Here is an 18922-nt window from a genome sequence, read left to right as displayed (position 1 = left end):
ACCCCCGACCCGGCCCCCGGTGAATTGTCCGGGAACTCCGTCGGAGTCCCGGATCGGTGCTGCGCACATGGTGAGTTCTCCCGATCTCGTGGAGAAACGATGAAGCGAATTCGGTGTCGGTTCGCGGTCCCAATTTACGACCGCATTTAGCCGCCGCGCAGCGAGATCAAATATGGGAAGTTCACACTCGGTTAAGAGGGGAGAGCTCTCGGTGACCAGTTTGTGCGGCCGTGCTTCTCGTATTTCGTTTGTCCAATTTGTCGACGTATTAGGATTTCTTTAATAGTGAGCGTTATTCAGGCAGCGTGATCACCTCAAAATAGAGCAACGACCCCAACCGGGTAAGATCGTTTTCCGCTCAAAGAAGACGACTTATAGGTAGGGCCGTTGCGTTATCAGTCTACTACAGGGCTTGCTGCTGACCAGATCGAGGAGCTTGTCGTGCGTATCTGGCAGATCGTCCAGTGTCGCGGCAAGCAACCGTGGCCTCTGACGGTGGGACTGTATCGGGCCGTCGTGATCACTTTGGTGTATGTCCGACAGAATTTAAACCAGGCAGCTGTCGGCGATTTATTCGGCCTCAGCCAGCCGACTGTATCGCGGATCTATCGAGGCATTCTTCCCTTGATCGGGGAGGCCTTATACCTGCACATTCCAGATCTCAAGGAGGCCATCCGTGGCCGACTCGTCCTGGTCGACGGAACCGATGTCCCGACCGGCAACCGCACTGGTCACGAGGACAACTACTCCGGCAAGCGCCGCCGCGCAGGCCTCAACATCCAGATCGCAGCAGATACCGATGGTGGCCTGTTGGGAATATCCGCGCCGATGCACGGCTCGATGCATGACCGCAAAGCATTCGACGAGTGCGGTTGGGAAGATCGCCTCTCGGCCACCCCTACTATCGCCGACCCCGCATACCAAGGGACTCACGCGATCACTCCGCGCAAGAAACCCAAGGGCGGCGAACTCTCCACAAACGACAAGGCGAACAACAAGATAATCTCTTCGCTACGATCGGCCGTCGAACGATGCATCTCTCATGTCAAGAACTGGAAGATACTGGCCACCGGATATCGAGGACGCCTCGCCGAACTGCCCAACATCATTCTCATCATCACGTCACTCGAATTCTACCGACTCGGCTGGTAATCCGTGGTGAATAACGCTCAGTGGCTGAACAGGACTTTTGCACTATCGAGCAATCTATGCTTGGTATATACCAAACTCTTTGGAATTGTTTTGGAAGCCTTTGGGGAGGTTTCGAAAAATCCCTCCCGGTGTCGCTATGTCCCTTTTCTGGAGGCTGTCCCCTGCGGGTTACGTATCCCAACATTGGTCGTCAATCGATTGGTGGAATCGCTCGCGCGTTCCCGAGCGAGTCGGGCCGGTGTCCGCGACCGCCGGAAGGCTTCGCCGCGCGACGACCTGCTCACCCAACGCCGCATGCTCACCGCCGCAGGCCTGCACGGCGCGGACGAGTCGACGGCGCCGGAACGGCTCGTTGAGGACTGGCTCGACGGCAACCTCGACCACGTCCGGATGTACCGGGAAACCTTCGCGCCGCTGATGGAAGCTGCGGAACCGGATGTGGCGATGCTGTCGGTCGCTCTCCAGGAATTGCGCAACCTGGCCCAGAGCGGCGGCGGCACAACATCGACGGCTACGCCACGCTCACCGCGGAACGCCGTTGGTCGCCCGACCAAGTCGAGCAGTGGTGGGGCGCAGCGCTGCCCCGGGAGCTCCTGGGGCAGCAGGTCAACTGGTGCAGGTGAACTCCACGGCGTGCCAGCCGGTTGCGCCGTCCGGGACGACCGGGCGGCGCTCCGGCGGCTGCGTCCTGCCGGTCCGGTCGGTGGCGCGGCATTCCACGACGTGACCACCGGGCGGGAGGTCCAGGGTGGCGCGCCACATCCGCCAGGTGTCCCGGCTCACGTCGGTGGCGAGTTCGGCGGGCTGCCACCCGCCGCCGTCGGCGCGGACCTCGACCCGGTCGATGCCGGTGTGCTGGGCCCAGGCGATGCCGGCCACCGTGACCCGCCCGGCGGGCACCACCGACCCTGCCCGCGGGCGGTCGATGCGGGACTCGGTCTTGACCGGCGCTTGCCGGGCCCAGCCCCGCCGCTCCCAGTAGTGCTGCCGGTCGAAGGTGGTGACCTCGGCGTCGACCAGCCACTTGGTCGCCGACACGTAGCCGTACAGCCCGGGAACGACCATGCGGACCGGAAAACCGTGCTCGGTGGGCAGCGGCTCGCCGTTCATGCTGACGGCGAGCAGTGCGCCCCGGTCCGGTTCGAGCAGGACGTCCAGCGGCGTGCCTGCGGTGTAGCCGTCGACGCTGGTGGTGAACAGCTGCTGCGCACCCGGCCGAACCCCGGCCTCCAGCAGGAGATCGCGCACCGGTACGCCGACGAACGTGGCCGTGGAGATCAGCCCGCCGCCGACCTCGTTGGACACGCAGGTGATCGTGATCGTGCGGGCTTCGACCCGGCGCTGCAGCAGTTCGTCGTAGCTCAGCACCAGTTCCCGTCGCACAATGCCGTGCAGCCGGAGCCGCCAGTCCTCGGCGCGGACCTGCGGCACCACCAGCGCGGTGTCGATCCGGTAGAAGTCCCGGTTCGAGGTCAGGAACGTCGGTGTGCCGGAGGCGACGAAGTCGGCGCCGGGCGGGATGGGCGGCACTGGGACCTTCGGGATGCGGGCGGCTGCCGCGAGCTGCGAGGAGATCACGCCCGCGCCCCGTTGCAGGAACCCGCCGACGATTCCGGCCGCGCCCGCGCCGAGCACCACCAGCGACGAGGTGATCAGGAACCGCCGACGGCCCGCGTCAACCTCGGCCGGCGCTTCACCGGCCATCTCCGCGGTGTGGTGCAGCAACCAGAACACGACGACCCCGACCACCAATGACGTCAGCGCTGCCGCCACGCCGTCCCTGGGGCGGGACATCGCGGCGGCCACTCCGATGACCCCGAACAGGCCGATCACGATCGCCCCCGGCCACCAGCGCCGCCGGGACAGCAGCCCGGCGACCGCTGCCAGCAGCGCGATCACGAGCACCATCCCGGTCTGCAGCGCCAGCTTGTCGGCGGTGCCGAACAGCGAGATCGCGAGTTCCTTCACCGGCTCCGGCGTCAGGTCGACGAACGCGCCGCCCACCGCCACGAACGGTGACGGGCTGTCGGCCAGGCCTGCCGCGAGGTGTCCCGCGCCAAGCGCGGCGCCCGTGGCGAGCAGGCCGGCCACGGCGGCGCGCAGCCGTGGGATCGGTACCGAGGTCATGCTTCCCATTCGACGCCGCCCGCCCCGCATTTGCGACCGGCCGAAAGGCTTCGTAAGACAACGGCAAGATCTGACAGAACGATGACGTCGAGGCGCTCGGCGAGCCGGTAGGCGCCGATCGCACTTACCGTCGGGGCGTGCGAATTCTGGTAACCGGCGGGGCCGGGTTCATCGGATCGGCCGTCGCCGACGCAGCAGCCGACCGCGGGCACGAAGTCGTGCTGCTCGACGCGTTCCTGCCTCAGGCGCACGGGATCGAGCCCCGGTCGCGCCACCGGATGGTGCGCGGCGACGTGCGGGAGTTCGACGTGGTGCGCGGGCTGCTCGATGGGGTGGACGTCGTGTGCCACCAGGCCGCGATGGTCGGCCACGGCGTCGACCCGTCCGACATGCCCGACTACGCCTCGCATAACGATTTCGGCACCGCGGTGCTGCTCGCCGCGATGCACGATGCAGGGGTGCGTCGCCTGGTGCTGGCTTCGTCGATGGTCGTCTACGGGGAGGGGCGATACCGCTGCCCGCGGCACGCGCTGGTCCGGCCCGCTCCGCGACGCGCGGACGACATCGCCGCCGGGCAGTTCGAGCCGCGATGCATTGCCTGCGGTACGCCGCTGGCGCCCGAACTGGTGCCGGAGGACGCGGCGCTCGACCCGCGCAGCACCTACGCCGCGACCAAGCTCGCCCAGGAACACCTCGCGGCGGCATGGGCCCGGCAGACCGGTGGGGGCGTGTGGGCCCTGCGCTACCACAACGTCTACGGGCCGTGGATGCCCAGCGGAACGCCGTACGCGGGCGTCGCATCGCTGTTCCGCTCGGCCCTGCACGACGGCGAAGCTCCGGTCGTGCTGGAAGACGGCCGCCAGCGGCGGGACTTTGTGCACGTCGCCGACGTCGCCGCGGCCAACGTGGCGGCGGTGGAAACCGAGCCGCCGACAGACGGTCCGGACGCGCTCAACATCTGCTCCGGCCGGCCGCACACGATCGGCGAACTCGCGGCCGAGCTCGCGCGGGCCTGCGGCGGGCCGGCACCGCGCGTCGTGGGCGGTGCGCGGCCCAACGACGTGCGCCACATCGTCGCCGATCCAGCGAAGGCGGCGCGGGTACTGGGGTTCCGGGCGTCGGTCGATTTCGCCGAGGGCGTGGAGGCTTTCGCGAACGCCCCGCTACGCCATTCCGCCGCGGTCGGCGGGGGCGAGCGGTAGCCGGACCTCGAAGCGGCAGCCGGGCCCGTGGTTGCGGGCGGCGATCGTGCCGTGGTGCGCCTGCACCAGACCTCGTGCGATCGCCAGGCCGAGCCCGGCGCCCGCTTCGTCCCGGCGCGCCCGCGTCCCGCGGAACGCCACGTCGAAAACCCGGTCCAGCTCCTCGGGCGCGATCCCGCCGCACGCGTCGTCCACCCGGAACCAGGCGTGCGCGCCGTCGTGGCCGGCGGCCAGCACCACCGAGCCCTCCGGCGGGGTGTGGCGGATCGCGTTCGACAGCAGGTTCCGCACCACGCGGGCGAGTTCGGGATCGCTGCCGGCGACCACCGGCCAGTCGCTGGTCTCGGTCCGCAGCTGGACTCCGCGCCGCCGCGCCAGCGGGTTCTCCGCCGCGACCGCTTCGCTGACGACGTCCAGCAGCGGGATGGCGGAGAAGTCGAGCCGCACCGCGCCCGCGGTGATCCGGGACAGCTCGAAGAGGTCCTCCACCATGCCGGACAGCCGTTCGGTCTCGGTGCGGATCCGGGCAGCGTAGTCGCACACCTCGTGCGGCTCGTCGACCAAGCCGTCGGCCAGCGCCTCGGACATCGCGCGGATTCCCGCCAGCGGGGTGCGCAGGTCGTGGCTGATCCAGGCGATCAGTTCGCGCCGCGATGCCTCGGCGGCCCGCTCCCGGGCCCGTGCCTCCCGCTCCCACACGCTTCGCCGGGCGATGCTGCGGCCCAGCAGCACGGCGACCGGCACGGTGACGACAGCGACCGCCGTGCAGATCACGACGGCGGTCGTCAGTTGCGGGCCGAACATGAACCCGGTAACGCCGAGGACCCCGGCCAGGGTCGCCAGCAGCGGGGTCAGCACGAGCACGGTCAACGCCGTGGTCAGCGAGCGCTGCCGCAGCACGTAGAGCAGGCCCGCGCCCACGAGCGCCACCGGCAGCGACAATCCGATCGCGTAAGGCGCGACGTGGGTGAGCTCGGTGATCACGTTCATCGCGGGTTCATCCTGATCCGTCGGGCGGGGTTGCGGTCCCGGCGCGGCCACCGCTGGTCACGGTGCCTCCGGGTCGTACCGGTATCCGACGCCCCAGACCGTGCTGATGCGCCGGGGGCGCGCCGGGTCCGGTTCGACCTTCTCCCGCAGTCGTCTCATGTGGACGGTCACGGTCGAGTGGTCGCCGAAGCTCCAGCCCCACACCGCTTCCAGCAGTTCCGGGCGGGTGACGGCCCGGCCCGGATTGAGCAGCAGGAACGCAAGCAGGTCGAACTCGCGGCCGGTCAGCGCGAGCTCGACCCCGTCCAGCGTGCCGCGCCGCGCCCCCAGGTCCAGCCGCAGGGCGCCGTCGACCAGGGTCTCCCGGTCGGCGGTCGGCGCAGCTCGGGCCCGGCGCAGCACCGAACCGACCCGCAGCACCAGTTCGCGCGGGCTGAACGGCTTGACGACGTAGTCGTCGGCGCCGAGCTCCAACCCGAGCACGCGGTCGGACTCCTCGCCCAGCGCGGTCAGCATCACCACCGGGACCTGACCGCGCTCCCGCACCCGACGACACACCTCCAGCCCGCCGATGCCGGGCAGCATCAGGTCTAGGACCACGAGGTCCGGTTCCCGCTCGGCGAACAGCCGCAGCGCGGTCTCGCCGTCCTCGGCGAGGCCGACCTCGTAGCCGGACCGCTCCAGGTACCTGCGCACCACGTCGCGGACGGTGTGGTCGTCGTCGACGACCAGCACTCGTCCCGCCTCGGCCGCGTGCTCCATCGGCTCACCAATTCGTCGCGATCAGGTGGTTCACAGCCAGCGCGGTCAGCGCCTGCCCGGCCAGCCACCAGCGGTGGTGCCGGGCAGGCAGGAGCGCGGCCCCGACAGCGAACCACACCGCGAACGGCAGCCAGATCCGCTCCACTTCGGCCTTGCTCAGCCCCGAGACGTCGGCAGCCAGGACCGCCACCGCGGCGGCCAGCACCAGCCACGCCGCCGCGCCCCGGTCCAGGACGGCGCGCCGGACGGCCACTGCCGCCAGCGGGCCAGCCGAGATCAGCAGCGCGGCGAGGTTGCCGCCTACCCAGTAACTGTACGGTCGCTGAGCGAAATCTCCCTGCTGGTAGCGCTGGATGACCAGGTGGTAGCCGTCGAGCCACCAGAACCCGTGGAGCGCGAACGCGGCGACGACACCAGCGGTGCCCACCGACGCGAGGAGCACCGCACGAATCCCACGCGTTCGCAGCAGCACCACGCACACGAGCGGGAACATCAGCACCAGGCCGTAGTTCACGAACAGCCCGAATCCGAGCAGGACACCGGCGAACACCGCAGTCGCCCAGGCATCCGGACCGGTCCGGACGGACGCGACGGCCAGCAGCGCCACTCCGGTGGCCACGATCCCGGCGAACATCCAGTCGGCGGAAACCCCGGCCCACACCGCGCCCGGGAACAGGACCGCGAACGGCACGACGGCCCGCGCCGCTGTCGCCCCGGCCAGGGCCCGCACGGTGACCGGTACCGCGACCACCGCGAGCGTGCCGACCAGCACTGTCACGACCGCGGCCCACGCGCCGCCGCCGAGGCCGATCCGGTCCAGCCACACGTAGCACAGCAGGACTCCCGGCGGGTGTCCGGAAACGTGCACTGTCCAGGAATCAGGCCGTCCGGCCAGGATGTGCTCGGTGAAGGAACCGAGCATCGCACCGATATCGGTGACTCGCGGGACGTCGTGCAGGTACTCGGTCCAGTCGGTGAGTCGTCCGGCGATGCCGTCCTGCCAGCCGTCGATCAGCGCCAGCGAGAACGTCCAGCACAACGCGGCGAGGTATCCGGCCGCCAGCAGACTGCTCCAGGGCAGGCGCGCGGCCAGCGGCGGTCCCCAAGCGATGACGACGCCCGCGGTGGCCACCGCGAGAGGTGTGCCAGGACCGATGCGGGGTAGCCAGAACCCGAACAGCGGTGCCGCGTCTGCGTGCAGCGGAACGCCCGCATCGTTGAGCAGGGCACCGGCGACCGCGGCGACCGCGGTGCCGGCGACTGCGACGACGAACGCGATCAGATCGGCGCGCGCCGACTGGATTCCGGGGCGCTGGGGGAGGAGCCGCACCACTGCGAAGGTAATCCCGCCGGGCCTGTCGGCCAACTCGGCGGTGCGGTCCGTCAGAACATCGTAAGAACTTCTCGGACGTAATGATTCCTTAAGCCTGGCTTGAGTTTCCGAGTCGCCCGCTCTGGGTTTCACTGGTTGCCGTGGACGATGTGGACGTGGTGCTGCCGTGCTTGGACGAAGCGGCCGCGCTGCCCGGAGTGCTTGCTGCTATGCCGCCCGGCTTCCGGCCGCTGGTGGTGGACAACGGTTCCACCGATAGCTCCGCAGAGGTCGCGGCGGCGAACGGTGCGGTCGTGATCCGGGAGCCCCGGCGCGGTTACGGCGCCGCCGTGCACGCCGGGTTGATGGCGGCGACCGCGGAATTCGTCTGCTTCCTGGACTGCGACGGCTCGTTGGACCCGGGTGTGCTGCCGTCGCTGGTCGCTCTGGTGCGTCAGGGGAATGCGGAACTGGCGGTCGGGCGGCGGGTTCCGGTGTCGGCCGAGGCGTGGCCGCGGCATGCGAGGGTGGGCAACGCGGTGATCGCCGGGTTGCTGCGGCGTCGGGGCTTGCCGGTCCACGACATCGCCCCGATTCGTGCCGCCAGGCGAACCGACCTGCTGCGGCTGGCGGTAGCCGACCGCGCCTTCGGATACCCGCTCGAACTGCTGTGCAAGGCGGGGGAGGCGGACTGGCGAGTGCGGGAACTGGACGTCGTGTACAGGCCCCGCGCGTCGGGAACCCGGTCGAAGGTATCCGGCTCGGTGCTTGGCACGGTCCGCGCGGTCCGCGACATGGCAGGGGTGCTCTGGTGAGCCCGACCGCGCTCCTCGTGGTGGCGAAGGCTCCCGTGCCGGGCCTGGTCAAGACCCGGTTGTGCCCGCCTGCGACGCATGCCGAAGCGGCCCGCATAGCCGCCGCGAGCCTGTTGGACACAGTGGACGCTGTGCGGCGCACTCCCGGCGTCCGGCCAGTAGTCGCCCTGGCCGGGGATCTGGCGGAGGCCACCTGCTCGGCGGAGCTGCGCAACGCGCTGCGCGGATGGACGGTGCTCGGTCAACGCGGCGATGGTTTCCCCGCGCGGTTGGCCGCCGCGCACGCCGACACCGCCGCCGCTCACCCCGGCCTTTCGATCGTGCAGATCGGGATGGACACGCCGCAGGTGACACCCGAGCTGCTCGCCGCGGCGTGCGAAGCGCTCGACAACGCGGACGCGGCGCTCGGCCCGGCCGAAGACGGCGGCTGGTGGGTGGCGGGATTCCGGTCGGCCGCCGATGCGCAACTCCTGCGCGGGGTTCCCACGTCTCGTTCCGACACAGGTGTGCGAACCTTGGCTACGCTGCGTGCCGCAGGTCTGCGCGTGGCCGCACTGCCGCCGCTGACCGATGTGGACACCATGGAGGACGCGGTCCGCGTCGCGGGCCTGGTGCCGAATTCGCGATTCGTCGCGAGCTTGCCGGCCCCGTCGACGTGCCGGAACGTCGCCGACGGGTAACGCGGGGAGAACGGCCGTGCCGGTGTGTCCGGGACAATGTTGACGCCACCCCGTGCGGGCGTTGATGATCCACCGGTACGAAAAGCCAAGGAGTCCTTTGTGGACTCTCGACGACGCCGGGAATGAGTCTTGATGTCGGAATCGCGCTGAATATTATTCAGTATACCGAATACATTGCTGGGGATCGTGGCGAGCCACGCCGGACCCGACCCCCGGCCCTGACGCGCGTTGGCGCACGGAGGTGGAGTGCCGATGAACTTCCCGGTGTGGGTGTGGATCGCGACCCTGGCGGCGCTGGCCGCGCTCATCGTCGGAGACCTGGTGTTCGTGGGTCGCCGGCCGCACGCGGTCGGGGTCCGGGAGGCGAGCCTGTGGGTCGTCGGCTACGTCGCCCTCGCAGGCCTCTTCGGCGTGCTCCTGCTCGTCTTCGCCGGGCCCACCAGTGGCGCGGAGTTCTTCGCCGGTTACGTGACCGAGTACAGCCTCTCGGTCGATAACCTCTTCGTGTTCGTCATCATCATGTCGCGGTTCGCGGTGCCGAAGGAGCACCAGCACCGCGTGCTGTTCATCGGCATCGTGCTCTCGCTGGTGCTGCGCGGCGTTTGCATCGCCGCCGGGGTCGCGGCCCTGAACGCCTTCAGCTGGGTCTTCTACATCTTCGGAGCATTCCTGATCTACACCGCCATCAAGGTCGCCAGGGACGGTGCCGGTGACGAACCAGAGGACCCGGACAACGCGGTCGTCCGTGCGCTGCAGCGCGTGCTGCCCACATCCGATTCGTACGACGGCGGCAAGCTGACCAGCCGGGTAGACGGGCGGCGGATGTTCACCCCGATGGTCGTGGTCGTCGCCGCGCTCGGGCTCGCCAACGTCATCTTCGCGCTGGACTCGATGCCCGCGATCTTCGGTCTCACCAAGGACGGCTTCATCATCTTTACCGCGAACGCCTTCGCGCTGATGGGGCTGCGGCAGCTCTACTTCGTCATCGGCGGGCTGCTGGACCGCCTGGTGTACCTCAGCTACGGCTTGGCGGTGGTCCTCGGTTTCATCGGGCTGAAGCTGATCATCGAGGCCCTGCACGGCTCGCACATCGACGAGATCCGCTTTGCGGTACCGGACATCGGCATCGCCGCGTCGCTGGGCTTCATCGTCCTCACCCTGGCGGTGACGACCGTGGCGAGCCTGCTCCGCTCCCGTTTGACCGCGAAGAAACCCGAGGAGTCCGCGGCTGTGCGCGAGCCCGCGCACAGCGGCGACCACAGCGCATGACCTCAGCCAGTCGCATGAGCAGGCTGGTTGCGGTGATCGCTTCGTTGCTGCAGCCGCCAACAGCACGGACGACGACGCCGACGTGCGGGTCCTGCGGCGGCGGACGCGGTAATCGAGCCCCGGGAAACGCGTGAACTGGCGGAATAGCCGACCGAGTGGCGGCGTTCACTTCGTTATGAGCAAGCGGGTGCCGCAGGACGCGCCGTCCCCGCTCGAACCGCGGACGGCTAGGGAATTGCTGGCCGAGGAGCGCGCCGGTGCGATGGCGCGCGTCGAGGCCTTGGAACGCCACCTGGAGTCCATCGGCGAGGTGTCGACGTGGACCGGCACCGATGACGAGCACGACCCCGAGGGTGCGACCCTCGCGTACGAGCGGGCCCAGGTGCAGGGCCTGCTGGCGGACGTCCGGCGGGAGCTCGACGAGCTGGAGCGGGCCACTGCGCGGCTGGACAAGGGCACCTACGGCATCTGCCAGCGCTGCGGGAAGCCCATCGCGCCGGAGCGCTTGGAGGCGCTACCTGCGGCGACGACCTGCATTGCTTGCGCAACCCGCCGCTGAACACCTCGTCAACCCGAGCTCGCGACGGCAGGACGGGAGAAGGTGCGGCGGTAGTCGCGCGGCGTGACGCCCACGATGCGGCGGAAGTGGTGCCGGAGCAGCGCAGCGGTGCTGAACCCGCATTCACGCGCGATCTCTTCGATGCCCAGCTGCGTGTCTTCGAGGAGCCGCAGGGCGTGCAGCACGCGCTGCCTGACCAGCCACTCCACGGGTCCGGATAGGGCGGAACCGGCGGTCCTCAGGCGTCGATGACCAGGTCCTCCAACGGTTTGGAGCAGCAGAGGAGGATCTTCTGCTCGGCTCGGTCGCGGGGGCGGATGCCCCCGTTGTGCTGCATGTCGACGGAGCCCTTGAGCAGCGTCGCTTTGCAGGTGCCGCACATGCCCTGCCCGCAGGACGACGGCAGGCTGATGCCCGACCGCGCGGCGGCGTCGAGCACGGACGTGCCGGCGGCGCACTCGATGGTCAGCCCGCTGCGGGCGAGCTCCACCGAGAAGGATTCGTCCACACCGGGCACCGCACGCACCGGCTCGGGCGGGGTGATCGTGAAGCTCTCCTGGTGGTAGTGGTCCATGGGGAAACCGGCTTCGGCGAGCATCAGCCGCACGGCTTTCATGTAGCCAGCGGGGCCGCAGACGAACGCTTCGCGGTCGAGGAAGTCCGGGGCGATCTGCCGCAGCACGTCGGTGGTCAGGCGCCCGCGATGCCCGTCCCACCGCTCGGTCGGCCCGTCCGCCTCGCAGATGTGGCCGACCCGGATCCGCTCCGAGGTCGCCGCCAAGAGCGCCAACTCCTGCCGGAAGACGATGTCGTCCGGGGTGCGGGCGCTGTCCACGAAAGCCACGTCGACCGGGGACGCCAGGTCGTGCAGCGTCCTGGTCATCGACATGAGGGGAGTCACGCCGCTGCCGCCGGAGAGGAAGAGGTACTTGTCCGCCGGGTGGCGGACCATTGAGAACTCGCCGAGCGGTCCCCGCGCCCGCAGCACCGCGCCGGGTGTCATGTGGTCGTGCAGCCAGTTCGAGACGGGCCCGCCGGGAACCCGCTTCACGGTGATAGCCACGAGGTGCGGACGCGTCGGTGGGGAGGAGATCGTGTAGCACCGCTCGATCTCCCGCCCGTCGATCTCGACCGCGACGACGAGGTGCTGCCCCGGGTCGTGGCGGAACAGCCGGGGCTCGGCGGGTTCGAGGACGAACGTTGCGACGTCGCTGGTGATCTGCTGGACCTGCTTGCAGACCAGCTGCTGATCCGCCGCGTCATCCCAGTCGCGGCGGCCGGCCAGGGACCGGAAGGTTGGCGCGCCGTTCATCGCGTCAGGTGCGCTCGGAGGCGGGTGATGTACCAGTTGCAGAACGCCTCGACCTGGTACTCGGTGGGGGCGTATGGCCCGGGCTCGTACGCCGGGCTGCCGACCCCGCGCTGCGCTCGGGCGACGAGCTCCGCATCCTGCTCGTTCGTGGCCGTCCAGACCGCGAGCAGCTCGTCCGGGTCGTAGTCCACGCCGGCCTCCGCATCCGGGTGCACCAGCCAGGTGGTGCGCAGCAGCGTCCGGTCCGCGGCCAGCGGTAGCACCGCGAAGGTGATCGCGTGGTCGCTGACGAAGTGGAACCAGGAGTTGGGCTGCAGGTGCAGCGCCAGGTGGCCGAGGCGAGGCGTCGGGAAGTCGCCGAGCAGCGGTCGGCACGCGGCTTTGCCGTCCGCAGTGAACGATTCACCGGCGAGGTTGAGCGCGTCGCGCTGGATCCGGAACCCGGTGGCGCGGGTGTCCAGTTCCTCGATCAGCTCGTACGGCAGCCCGAGGCGCTGGCAGGTCTGGCGCAGCTCGGCGTCCACCCGCAGGTAGCGCTCGTGCACGGGGCGAAGCCGCGGCGGGAGGTTCTCCTCGGTGTAGCCGTAGGTCGGGAAGAAGGCGCGCAGCAGCTCGGGATGGCCGTCGCAGTGGTAGCACTCCCGGTTGTTCTCCATCACCAGCTTCCAGTTGCCCTCCTCGACGAGGTCGACCTGCGCCGCGACCTTGGCGCCGCGCAGCTGGTGCGGCAGCACGTAGGGCTCGATTCGCGCGGCCACGTCGGGGAAGTCGCTAGGCGGCTGTTCTGCGAGGCAGACGAACACGAGCCCGGCGACGCTGCGGACGTGCACCGGCTTGAGGCCGAAGCAGCTGGGGTCGAAGCCCTGCGGCTGGGACGGCGCGTGCAGCAGCGTGCCGTCGGTGCCGTAGGTCCACTTGTGGTATCCGCAGACGATGTTCCCGACCGATCCGCGTCCCTGCTCAAGGATCCGTGCACCGCGGTGCCGGCAGATGTTGTGGAACGACCGGAGGTTCTCGTCGTCGTCGCGCACGACGACGATCGAGTACGGCCCGAGCGCGATGGTGACGTAGTCGCCGGGTTCGGGGAGTTCGGCCTCGGTCGCCACGAAGATCCAGTGCTCGGCGAAGATCGCCGCGACGTCGAGGTCGAAGAACTCCGGGCTGGTGTAGAACGGTGCTTCCAGGCTGTGCCTGCCGGCCCGGCGATCGATCAGTTCCGCCGGTGTTGCCGCGATGTCTGGGAGTGCAGTCACTTCTACTCCTCACGAATTCCGTTCGGATTGAAGAGCACGCGCTGCCGGAGACCGGCACACCGCAAGCGTGGGGCTCGAACGGTCGGCGGACAATCAAACGTTCATGCAGAGAATCGTGCAAACTGCTTGCATGATTGACAGTCGGCTCCGGGTGCTGCAGCTCGTCGCCAAGCACGGCACCGTCACGGCTGCGGCTCACGCGCTGCACTACACGCCTTCGGCCGTCTCGTACCAGCTCCGCCAGCTGTCGGCCGAGCTCGGCGTGGAGCTGGTGGTGCCGCAGGGTCGCAGGATTCGGCTGACCTCGGCCGCCCGGGCGCTGCTGCACCACGCCGAGCTGCTCTTCGCGCAGTGGGAGCGCGCCCAAGCCGATCTGGCGGCACTCGCCGACGAGCCCGGCGGATCGTTCACGCTGTGCGGTTTCTCCACCGCTGCAACGCATCTGCTGCCACCTGCGGCCGCCGAACTGCGCGACAGCTTCCCGAACCTGCGCGTGCGGCTGATCGAAGCCGAGCCGGCCCGCTGCTTCGACCTGCTGCTCGCCGGCGATGCCGATCTCGCTCTGGTGATCGTCACCGCCGACACCCCGCCGCTGTCGGACTCGCGCTTCGATCAGCTGCCGCTGCTCGACGACCCGCTCGACCTGGTCACGCCCGCGGGTCACCCGTTGGCGGCTCGCCCGGTGGTGACGTTGGCCGACGCCGCGAACGAGTCGTGGATCGTGGGCCGCCCGGACAGCACCTACCACCACCTGGTGATCACCGCGTGCATGGCGGCGGGCTTCAGCCCGGACATCGCGCATTACGCGGACGAATGGGACACCGGCACTGCCATGGTCGCCCACGGTTTCGGCGTCATCCTGGTGCCCCGGCTGGCCCGGCTGCACCGCGACTGGCCGGTCGCGCGTATCCGCCTGCACGGGGAGCCCGCCCCTGCCCGCCGGATCCTCGCCGTCACCCGGTCGGGCGGCCAGGACAACCCCACGATCGCCCGTGCGCACGAGACGATCACCAAGACCGCGGCCGGGATCCTGCCCGTCGTCCCGGCGGCGGAGGCGAACTCGCCGCTTTGACGGCGAGGCGGGGGTCCCGGAGCTCATGCCCACGATCACTCGTAGGGGTTGAACGGAACTTCGTTGGGCTTGGCCTTCTCGAGGTTCTTCTCGAAGGCGCCGTCCTTGATCCCCAGGTTGGCCTTGCCGAAGTCGGCGCCGGTCAGCTTGTCCCGGATGCCGGACGGGAAGTTGTTCCAGCTGACCAGGTCCGGGTACTGCCACGTGCCGTAGTGGTTCTCCGGCTGCTCGTCGTGGTTGGCCAGGCGGAAGCAGTGCGTGCTGGCACCGTCCTTGTGGTAGACGATCTTGGGGTGCGTTCCCTCCCAGGCGACCTCGGAACTGGGGTGCTTGTCGTAGTTCCCGTGCGCCGAGGTCGAAACGTACTGCGCCTCGCCCTGGTTTACCCACACCACGACGTGCTCGATGTCGTGCCGGTGCCCGAAGGCGTCGTCCACGCCGTCGAGCGCCTGGTCCTTCTCGAAGTACAGGTCGTAGAGGTAGGCGCACCAGCCGTTGTCGTTGCACTTGGCGCGGGAGTAGGAGTTGGTGTTGTCGAGATCGGACTGGTCGTGGCAGTTCCCGTTGAGGGCGTCGGAGGGTTTCAACCCCTCGGCGATCGCCCCGTCGGGACCGATGGCCGGGGTGGAGTAGCAGCCGTCGCCGTCGTAGTCGAAGGCCGGTTGCCACTTGCCGTCTGCCTCGTCGAAGCTCGCGGGCAGCGCGGCCGGCGGTTCCGCCCAGGCGGCCGGGGGAAGCCCGACGGCCAGCAGGGCGGCACCTGCGACGGTGCTCACGGCGAACGACAACTTTCCCGGTTTTCCCGCACGTGCGCCGTTCGGCGGCGGGGTTTGCTTCCTACGCGTTCTTCCGTTCGCCGCAATGCCCGTCACCGCAGAACCTCCTGATCGACGCCGGTCGACGCGTGATCGTAGTGAGGTTTCCGCCGCAGGTGTAGGGGGTGTTCCGGCTCCTCTCGCCGGGTTCACCGCCCGTTTCGCACGCGCCTGGTCAGGTGAGCTGGCGGCGGAACAGGTCCGGCGCGGGTTTCGGGTCGAACCAGGTCGACTTCGGCGGCATCGGCCGGCTCGCGTCCGAGGTCGCCATCACCTGGTCGACCGTCGGTGGGTGCGGGATCAGCCGGAGCGCGTTCTCGTTGCTGCACCAGCAGGTTTCCACGGCGTGGTGCAGGTTCGGCATCGCCTCGATCTGGTGGTCCACGAGGTCGTACAGCTTCGGCAAGAGGTCTTGCTCGACGGCGAAGGCGTCGAGGACTCCCGCGGTGCGCAGCCGCAGCCGGTACCAGCGGTCGCCGAGGCCGACCGCCACCACGCCGGATTCCGTCTGCGCCGCCGGGGATTCCTCGATCCGCTCGGTCAGCGGGTGGTCGGCGAGGCGATCCAGCACATCCCGGGTGGACGTGCCCGGCGTCAGCGCGAAACAGCGGTGGTACCCCAGGATGCGCATCTCGTCGCTGGGGAACAGCGCAGCGAGGGTGAAGGCGCTGGGGTGGTCGGGACCGAGGTGGCCGTGCCGTGCGGCGTATCGCTCGGCGGCCAGCATCCGGTGGTGGCCGTCGGCGATGTAGAGGTCGCCGATGCGGCCGATCTCATCGCACAGCGCCCGCGCACAGGTCTCGTCGCGCCGGACCCAGACGGTGTGGGTGACGCCGCCGCCGGTCAGGCGCGCGGTGGGAACATCGGCGGTGATCTCGGCGATCCGGGCTTGCAGATGTCCTCTGTGGACCAGCATCACGGGCATCCGCTCGATCCCCGTGGCCTCGGTCTGCTCGTCGAGTTCCCGCACGCGGGACGGTTGGGCTGCTTCGTGGCGGCGGATCCGGCCCTGCCGGTAGTCGTCGATCGACACCTCGACCACGACCCCGGTCTGCCGGTGCCGATCGGTCTCCAACCGGTACACCACGACCGCCGGTTCGGACAGCGCGCTCCCGTGCAACAGCACGCGCGGCGGCCGCGCGGTGATCCCGGCGGTCTCCGAAGCGCCCTGCCGGGTGGTGCTCATGAGCCGTCGCCGAAATGCGTTGCGGGCTGCGGGGAACGCGCTTCGTCGAGGTTCACGCAGTGCAGCACCGTGCCCGAGGCGAAGGCCTCCATCATCCGCACCACTTCCGCGGCGACTGCCTGTTGTGCCTGCTCGGTGGAGGCCCCGATGTGATGGGTGCCGTAGACGTTCGGGTGCTTGGCGAGCCTGGACTCGATGTGCCCCGTGCTCGTCGTGGGCTCGTCCGCGTAGACGTCGAGACCGGCGCGGATGTCCTTGTCCTCCATGGCTTCGATGAGCGCGTCCTCGTCGACGAGATCGCCGCGCGAGGTGTTCAGGATGATCGTGCCCGGCTGCACCTGGGCGAGCAGGTCGGCGTCGATCAGGTGCCGGGTGTCGTCGGTCGCAGGCACGTGCAGCGAAAGGACGTCGCAGGTCCGCGCGAGGGTGTGCAGGTCGTCGACGAAGTGCACGCCGATCGAGCTGGCGCGGTCCAGGGTCTCCTGCGAGCGCCCGGGTTTGGCCACGGCGTTCACCTCCATCCCGAATGCGGCCGCGCGTTCGGCGAACGCCAGCCCGATCTGGCCCAGTCCGATGACGCCGACCCGGCGGCCGAGGATTCCTCGTGCGCGCGAGTACCGCTTCTTGTCCCAGCGCCCTGCCCGCAGGTCTGCGACGTTGTCGCAGATGCTGCGATCCAACGAGAGCAGCAGGGCGAAGGCGAGCTCGGCCACCGCGACCGCGTTGCGCCCGGGCACGTTGCACACGTGGATCCCGAGCCTGGACGCGGCCTCGCAGTCGATCGTGTTGGTGCCGGATCCGGCCCTGATGACCAGCCGCAGCGCGTCGGCGCCGTCGAGCGCAGAGGCGGGGACAAGGGTGCTGCGGACCACCAGTGCCTCGCATCCGGTGAGCATCTCGGCGAGCTGATCGGTCGTGGTGTCCGGCCGGTAGTCGCAGTCGTGGCCCAGCTCGGTCAGCTCGGCCAGGTGAGCAGCGGGGAAGGCGTCGGCGAGCAGGATCCTCATCGGTAACTCCCAACCAGCTGGAGTCCTGGCACTGTTGCTCAATGCGCACCGTGCTGCGCATGGCGCAATGGTGGCGGTCGGGCCGGAGTGCAGTCAACACCCGATCCGAAGGCCTCGCGCCGCGGTGATGCGCACGTAGTCCTGCGTACGCGCACTACGTCGAGCGCGGTAGACCAATTGCCGCTCGCCGACCGACGACATCCGAGGTCGCCGAACCGAAGCTTGAGCAGCAAGTGGATCCGGCTTCGGAGGTGGCAGTGATGTTGACCGAGTTCTTGGCGCCGTGGGGCCCCGGCTGGCACGGAGCGCACGGCGGCCCGGGTTGGATCTTCGGGTTGTTCTTCCTGCTGTTGATCGTCGCCCTGATCGCCACGGTGATCTGGCTGGCGGTTCGCGGCCGGCCGCGGCACCGCTCCGGCGTCGAGCGGGCGAAGGAGATATTGTCCGAGCGCTTCGCCCGGGGAGAGATCAGCTCCGACGAGTACCGCGAGCGACTCAACGAGCTGGGCTGATCCCGAGGGCCGCCGGAAGTGGTTTCCGGCGGCCGAGCGCATTGCTGACCAAGGGGATTCAGGGCGGACTGGACGCGATCAGCGGCTGGTCGGCGAACCACATCGACGTCGCATCCCGCCGGTCGATCGAATCCGCCATGCCGGTGGGCCCCGACTTGCGGGTGATCCTAAGCTCGGTGCATGGCGAAGTACTTCGACGTGCATCCGGAGAACCCGCAGCGGCGCGCGATCAACCAGGTGGTGGACATCGTCCGCGACAACGGGCTCATCGCGTACCCGACGGACTCGTGCTTCGCGCTCGGTGCCCAGCTGGGCAACAAGGACGGCATAGACCGGATCCGGTCCGTCCGGCACCTCGACGACCGCCACCACTTCACCCTGGTGTGCCAGAACTTCGCGCAGCTGGGGCAGTTCGTGATCATCAACAACGCGGTGTTCCGAGCGATCAAGGCGTCGACGCCGGGCAGCTACACGTTCATCCTGCCCGCCACCAAGGAAGTGCCGCGCCGGTTGATGCATCCGAAGAAGAAGACCGTGGGCGTGCGCATTCCGGACCACGTCGTCGTGCAGGCGCTGCTGGCCGAGCTCGGCGAGCCGATGCTGTCCAGCACGCTGCTGCTGCCCGGCGAGGAGGAGCCGATGACACAGGGCTGGCAGATCAAGGACGAGCTCGACCACGTCCTGGACGCCGTGATCGACTCCGGCGAATGCGGCACCGAGCCCACCACCGTCATCGACTTCTCCGGCCCCGAGCCGGAGATCATCCGCCGCGGCGCGGGCGACACCTCTCGCTTCGAGTAACGCCCCGAACACCGCGAGTGCACGGCTCCCGCCATCTGTTGGGAGCCGTTTTTCATTGCTCTGACCAAGGGATTCGTTCGCATCCGACGTTGGCGA

The 18922-nt window shown here is 69.1% G+C and carries 18 protein-coding genes and 2 pseudogenes; 10 read left to right on the top strand and 10 right to left on the bottom strand.

Annotation, left to right across the window (positions count from 1 at the left end; all coding sequences use genetic code 11):
- Nucleotides 1-441: 441 nt before the first annotated feature.
- The gene (locus DL519_RS09870; RefSeq protein ID WP_223838668.1) at nt 442-1152 is read left to right on the top strand and encodes a transposase family protein; all 711 of its coding nucleotides are present in this window, start codon (nt 442-444) and stop codon (nt 1150-1152) included.
- 3 nt (nt 1153-1155) lie between these two features.
- Nucleotides 1156-1614, top strand: a pseudogene (locus tag DL519_RS49805) (hypothetical protein); the annotation flags it as partial.
- 144 nt (nt 1615-1758) lie between these two features.
- On the opposite strand, the gene DL519_RS09865 reads toward DL519_RS49805, so the two are convergent.
- Nucleotides 1759-3279 (bottom strand): molybdopterin-dependent oxidoreductase, encoded by a 1521-nt coding sequence (locus DL519_RS09865; protein WP_190814141.1) that lies wholly within the window; start codon nt 3277-3279, stop codon nt 1759-1761.
- Nucleotides 3280-3416: 137 nt separating this feature from the next.
- On the opposite strand from DL519_RS09865, the gene DL519_RS09860 reads away from it, so the two are divergent.
- Nucleotides 3417-4481, top strand: coding sequence for an NAD-dependent epimerase/dehydratase family protein (locus DL519_RS09860; protein WP_190814139.1), 1065 nt, complete (start codon nt 3417-3419; stop codon nt 4479-4481).
- On the opposite strand, the gene DL519_RS09855 is transcribed toward DL519_RS09860, so the two are convergent.
- The 3 genes from DL519_RS09855 to DL519_RS09845 are packed head-to-tail and all read right to left on the bottom strand — an operon-like array spanning nt 4443 to nt 7599.
- Nucleotides 4443-5471: a sensor histidine kinase gene (locus DL519_RS09855; protein WP_190814137.1), complete on the bottom strand. Its 1029-nt coding sequence runs from the start codon at nt 5469-5471 to the stop codon at nt 4443-4445. The two genes, DL519_RS09860 and DL519_RS09855, sit on opposite strands and share 39 nt — an antisense overlap.
- Before the next feature lie 57 nt (nt 5472-5528).
- Nucleotides 5529-6233, bottom strand: coding sequence for a response regulator transcription factor (locus tag DL519_RS09850; RefSeq protein WP_190814135.1), 705 nt, complete (start codon nt 6231-6233; stop codon nt 5529-5531).
- A gap of 4 nt (nt 6234-6237) precedes the next feature.
- Nucleotides 6238-7599, bottom strand: coding sequence for a hypothetical protein (locus DL519_RS09845; RefSeq protein ID WP_223838665.1), 1362 nt, complete (start codon nt 7597-7599; stop codon nt 6238-6240).
- A 116-nt stretch (nt 7600-7715) separates the two neighbouring features.
- Here DL519_RS09845 and DL519_RS09840 point away from each other — a divergent pair, with 116 nt between their 5' ends.
- The 4 genes from DL519_RS09840 to DL519_RS09825 all read left to right on the top strand — a co-directional run bounded on the left by DL519_RS09840 (nt 7716) and on the right by DL519_RS09825 (nt 10868).
- Nucleotides 7716-8360 carry a glycosyltransferase family 2 protein gene (locus DL519_RS09840; protein WP_190823884.1) on the top strand — a complete coding sequence of 215 codons (645 nt, stop codon included), beginning with the start codon at nt 7716-7718 and terminating at the stop codon, nt 8358-8360.
- Nucleotides 8354-9040, top strand: coding sequence for a TIGR04282 family arsenosugar biosynthesis glycosyltransferase (locus DL519_RS09835; protein WP_397545043.1), 687 nt, complete (start codon nt 8354-8356; stop codon nt 9038-9040). The genes DL519_RS09840 and DL519_RS09835 overlap by 7 nt, the downstream gene beginning before the upstream one ends.
- Before the next feature lie 252 nt (nt 9041-9292).
- Nucleotides 9293-10309 carry a TerC family protein gene (locus tag DL519_RS09830; protein ID WP_190814131.1) on the top strand — a complete coding sequence of 339 codons (1017 nt, stop codon included), beginning with the start codon at nt 9293-9295 and terminating at the stop codon, nt 10307-10309.
- A 175-nt stretch (nt 10310-10484) separates the two neighbouring features.
- Nucleotides 10485-10868, top strand: coding sequence for a TraR/DksA C4-type zinc finger protein (locus tag DL519_RS09825; protein WP_190814129.1), 384 nt, complete (start codon nt 10485-10487; stop codon nt 10866-10868).
- Nucleotides 10869-10876: 8 nt separating this feature from the next.
- Here the strand turns inward: DL519_RS09825 and DL519_RS09820 are convergent.
- The 3 genes and pseudogenes from DL519_RS09820 to DL519_RS09810 all read right to left on the bottom strand — a co-directional run.
- Nucleotides 10877-11080 (bottom strand): annotated as a pseudogene (locus tag DL519_RS09820) (helix-turn-helix domain-containing protein); the annotation flags it as partial.
- Between the two features lie 26 nt (nt 11081-11106).
- Nucleotides 11107-12180, bottom strand: coding sequence for a hybrid-cluster NAD(P)-dependent oxidoreductase (locus DL519_RS09815; RefSeq protein WP_190814126.1), 1074 nt, complete (start codon nt 12178-12180; stop codon nt 11107-11109).
- A complete protein-coding gene (locus tag DL519_RS09810) occupies nt 12177-13433 on the bottom strand; it encodes an aromatic ring-hydroxylating oxygenase subunit alpha (RefSeq protein WP_190814125.1) in 1257 nt (418 codons plus the stop codon). The genes DL519_RS09815 and DL519_RS09810 overlap by 4 nt, the downstream gene beginning before the upstream one ends.
- 130 nt (nt 13434-13563) lie before the next feature.
- On the opposite strand from DL519_RS09810, the gene DL519_RS09805 reads away from it, so the two are divergent.
- Entirely contained in the window at nt 13564-14505 is a 942-nt protein-coding gene (locus tag DL519_RS09805; protein ID WP_190814123.1) for a LysR family transcriptional regulator, read from the top strand.
- Nucleotides 14506-14540: 35 nt separating this feature from the next.
- Here DL519_RS09805 and DL519_RS09800 read toward each other — a convergent pair whose 3' ends face one another.
- The 3 genes from DL519_RS09800 to DL519_RS09790 all read right to left on the bottom strand — a co-directional run bounded on the left by DL519_RS09800 (nt 14541) and on the right by DL519_RS09790 (nt 17513).
- Nucleotides 14541-15281, bottom strand: coding sequence for an NPP1 family protein (locus DL519_RS09800; RefSeq protein ID WP_223838664.1), 741 nt, complete (start codon nt 15279-15281; stop codon nt 14541-14543).
- A gap of 214 nt (nt 15282-15495) precedes the next feature.
- Complete coding sequence (locus DL519_RS09795) at nt 15496-16506, bottom strand: DUF1015 family protein (RefSeq protein WP_190814121.1); 1011 nt, start codon at nt 16504-16506, stop codon at nt 15496-15498.
- Nucleotides 16503-17513, bottom strand: a complete 1011-nt coding sequence (locus DL519_RS09790; protein ID WP_190814119.1) for a 3-phosphoglycerate dehydrogenase — start codon at nt 17511-17513, stop codon at nt 16503-16505. The genes DL519_RS09795 and DL519_RS09790 overlap by 4 nt, the downstream gene beginning before the upstream one ends.
- Nucleotides 17514-17773: 260 nt before the next feature.
- Here DL519_RS09790 and DL519_RS45995 point away from each other — a divergent pair, with 260 nt between their 5' ends.
- Together DL519_RS45995 and DL519_RS09780 are read left to right on the top strand one after the other, a co-directional pair.
- A complete protein-coding gene (locus DL519_RS45995; RefSeq protein ID WP_223838663.1) occupies nt 17774-18025 on the top strand; it encodes an SHOCT domain-containing protein in 252 nt (83 codons plus the stop codon).
- Between the two features lie 180 nt (nt 18026-18205).
- Nucleotides 18206-18826, top strand: coding sequence for an L-threonylcarbamoyladenylate synthase (locus DL519_RS09780; RefSeq protein ID WP_190814117.1), 621 nt, complete (start codon nt 18206-18208; stop codon nt 18824-18826).
- Nucleotides 18827-18922: the final 96 nt, after the last annotated feature.

Origin of the sequence: Saccharopolyspora pogona (genome assembly GCF_014697215.1) — a bacterium.
Classification (GTDB): Bacteria; Actinomycetota; Actinomycetes; order Mycobacteriales; family Pseudonocardiaceae; genus Saccharopolyspora; species Saccharopolyspora hattusasensis.
The sequence above is the reverse complement of the archived record's forward strand: the minus strand, read 5'-3'. Positions and strand labels throughout refer to the sequence as shown.

What these genes read in the sequence shown, in the direction of transcription:
- DL519_RS09865 (WP_190814141.1), bottom strand. Translation starts at nt 3,279, where the DNA reads ATGACCTCGGTACCGATCCCACGGCTGCGCGCCGCCGTGGCCGGCCTG.
- DL519_RS09855 (WP_190814137.1), bottom strand. Translation starts at nt 5,471, where the DNA reads ATGAACGTGATCACCGAGCTCACCCACGTCGCGCCTTACGCGATCGGA.
- DL519_RS09850 (WP_190814135.1), bottom strand. Translation starts at nt 6,233, where the DNA reads ATGGAGCACGCGGCCGAGGCGGGACGAGTGCTGGTCGTCGACGACGAC.
- DL519_RS09830 (WP_190814131.1), top strand. Translation starts at nt 9,293, where the DNA reads ATGAACTTCCCGGTGTGGGTGTGGATCGCGACCCTGGCGGCGCTGGCC.
- DL519_RS09825 (WP_190814129.1), top strand. Translation starts at nt 10,485, where the DNA reads ATGAGCAAGCGGGTGCCGCAGGACGCGCCGTCCCCGCTCGAACCGCGG.
- DL519_RS09815 (WP_190814126.1), bottom strand. Translation starts at nt 12,180, where the DNA reads ATGAACGGCGCGCCAACCTTCCGGTCCCTGGCCGGCCGCCGCGACTGG.
- DL519_RS09805 (WP_190814123.1), top strand. Translation starts at nt 13,564, where the DNA reads ATGATTGACAGTCGGCTCCGGGTGCTGCAGCTCGTCGCCAAGCACGGC.
- DL519_RS09795 (WP_190814121.1), bottom strand. Translation starts at nt 16,506, where the DNA reads ATGAGCACCACCCGGCAGGGCGCTTCGGAGACCGCCGGGATCACCGCG.
- DL519_RS09790 (WP_190814119.1), bottom strand. Translation starts at nt 17,513, where the DNA reads ATGAGGATCCTGCTCGCCGACGCCTTCCCCGCTGCTCACCTGGCCGAG.
- DL519_RS45995 (WP_223838663.1), top strand. Translation starts at nt 17,774, where the DNA reads ATGTTGACCGAGTTCTTGGCGCCGTGGGGCCCCGGCTGGCACGGAGCG.
- DL519_RS09780 (WP_190814117.1), top strand. Translation starts at nt 18,206, where the DNA reads ATGGCGAAGTACTTCGACGTGCATCCGGAGAACCCGCAGCGGCGCGCG.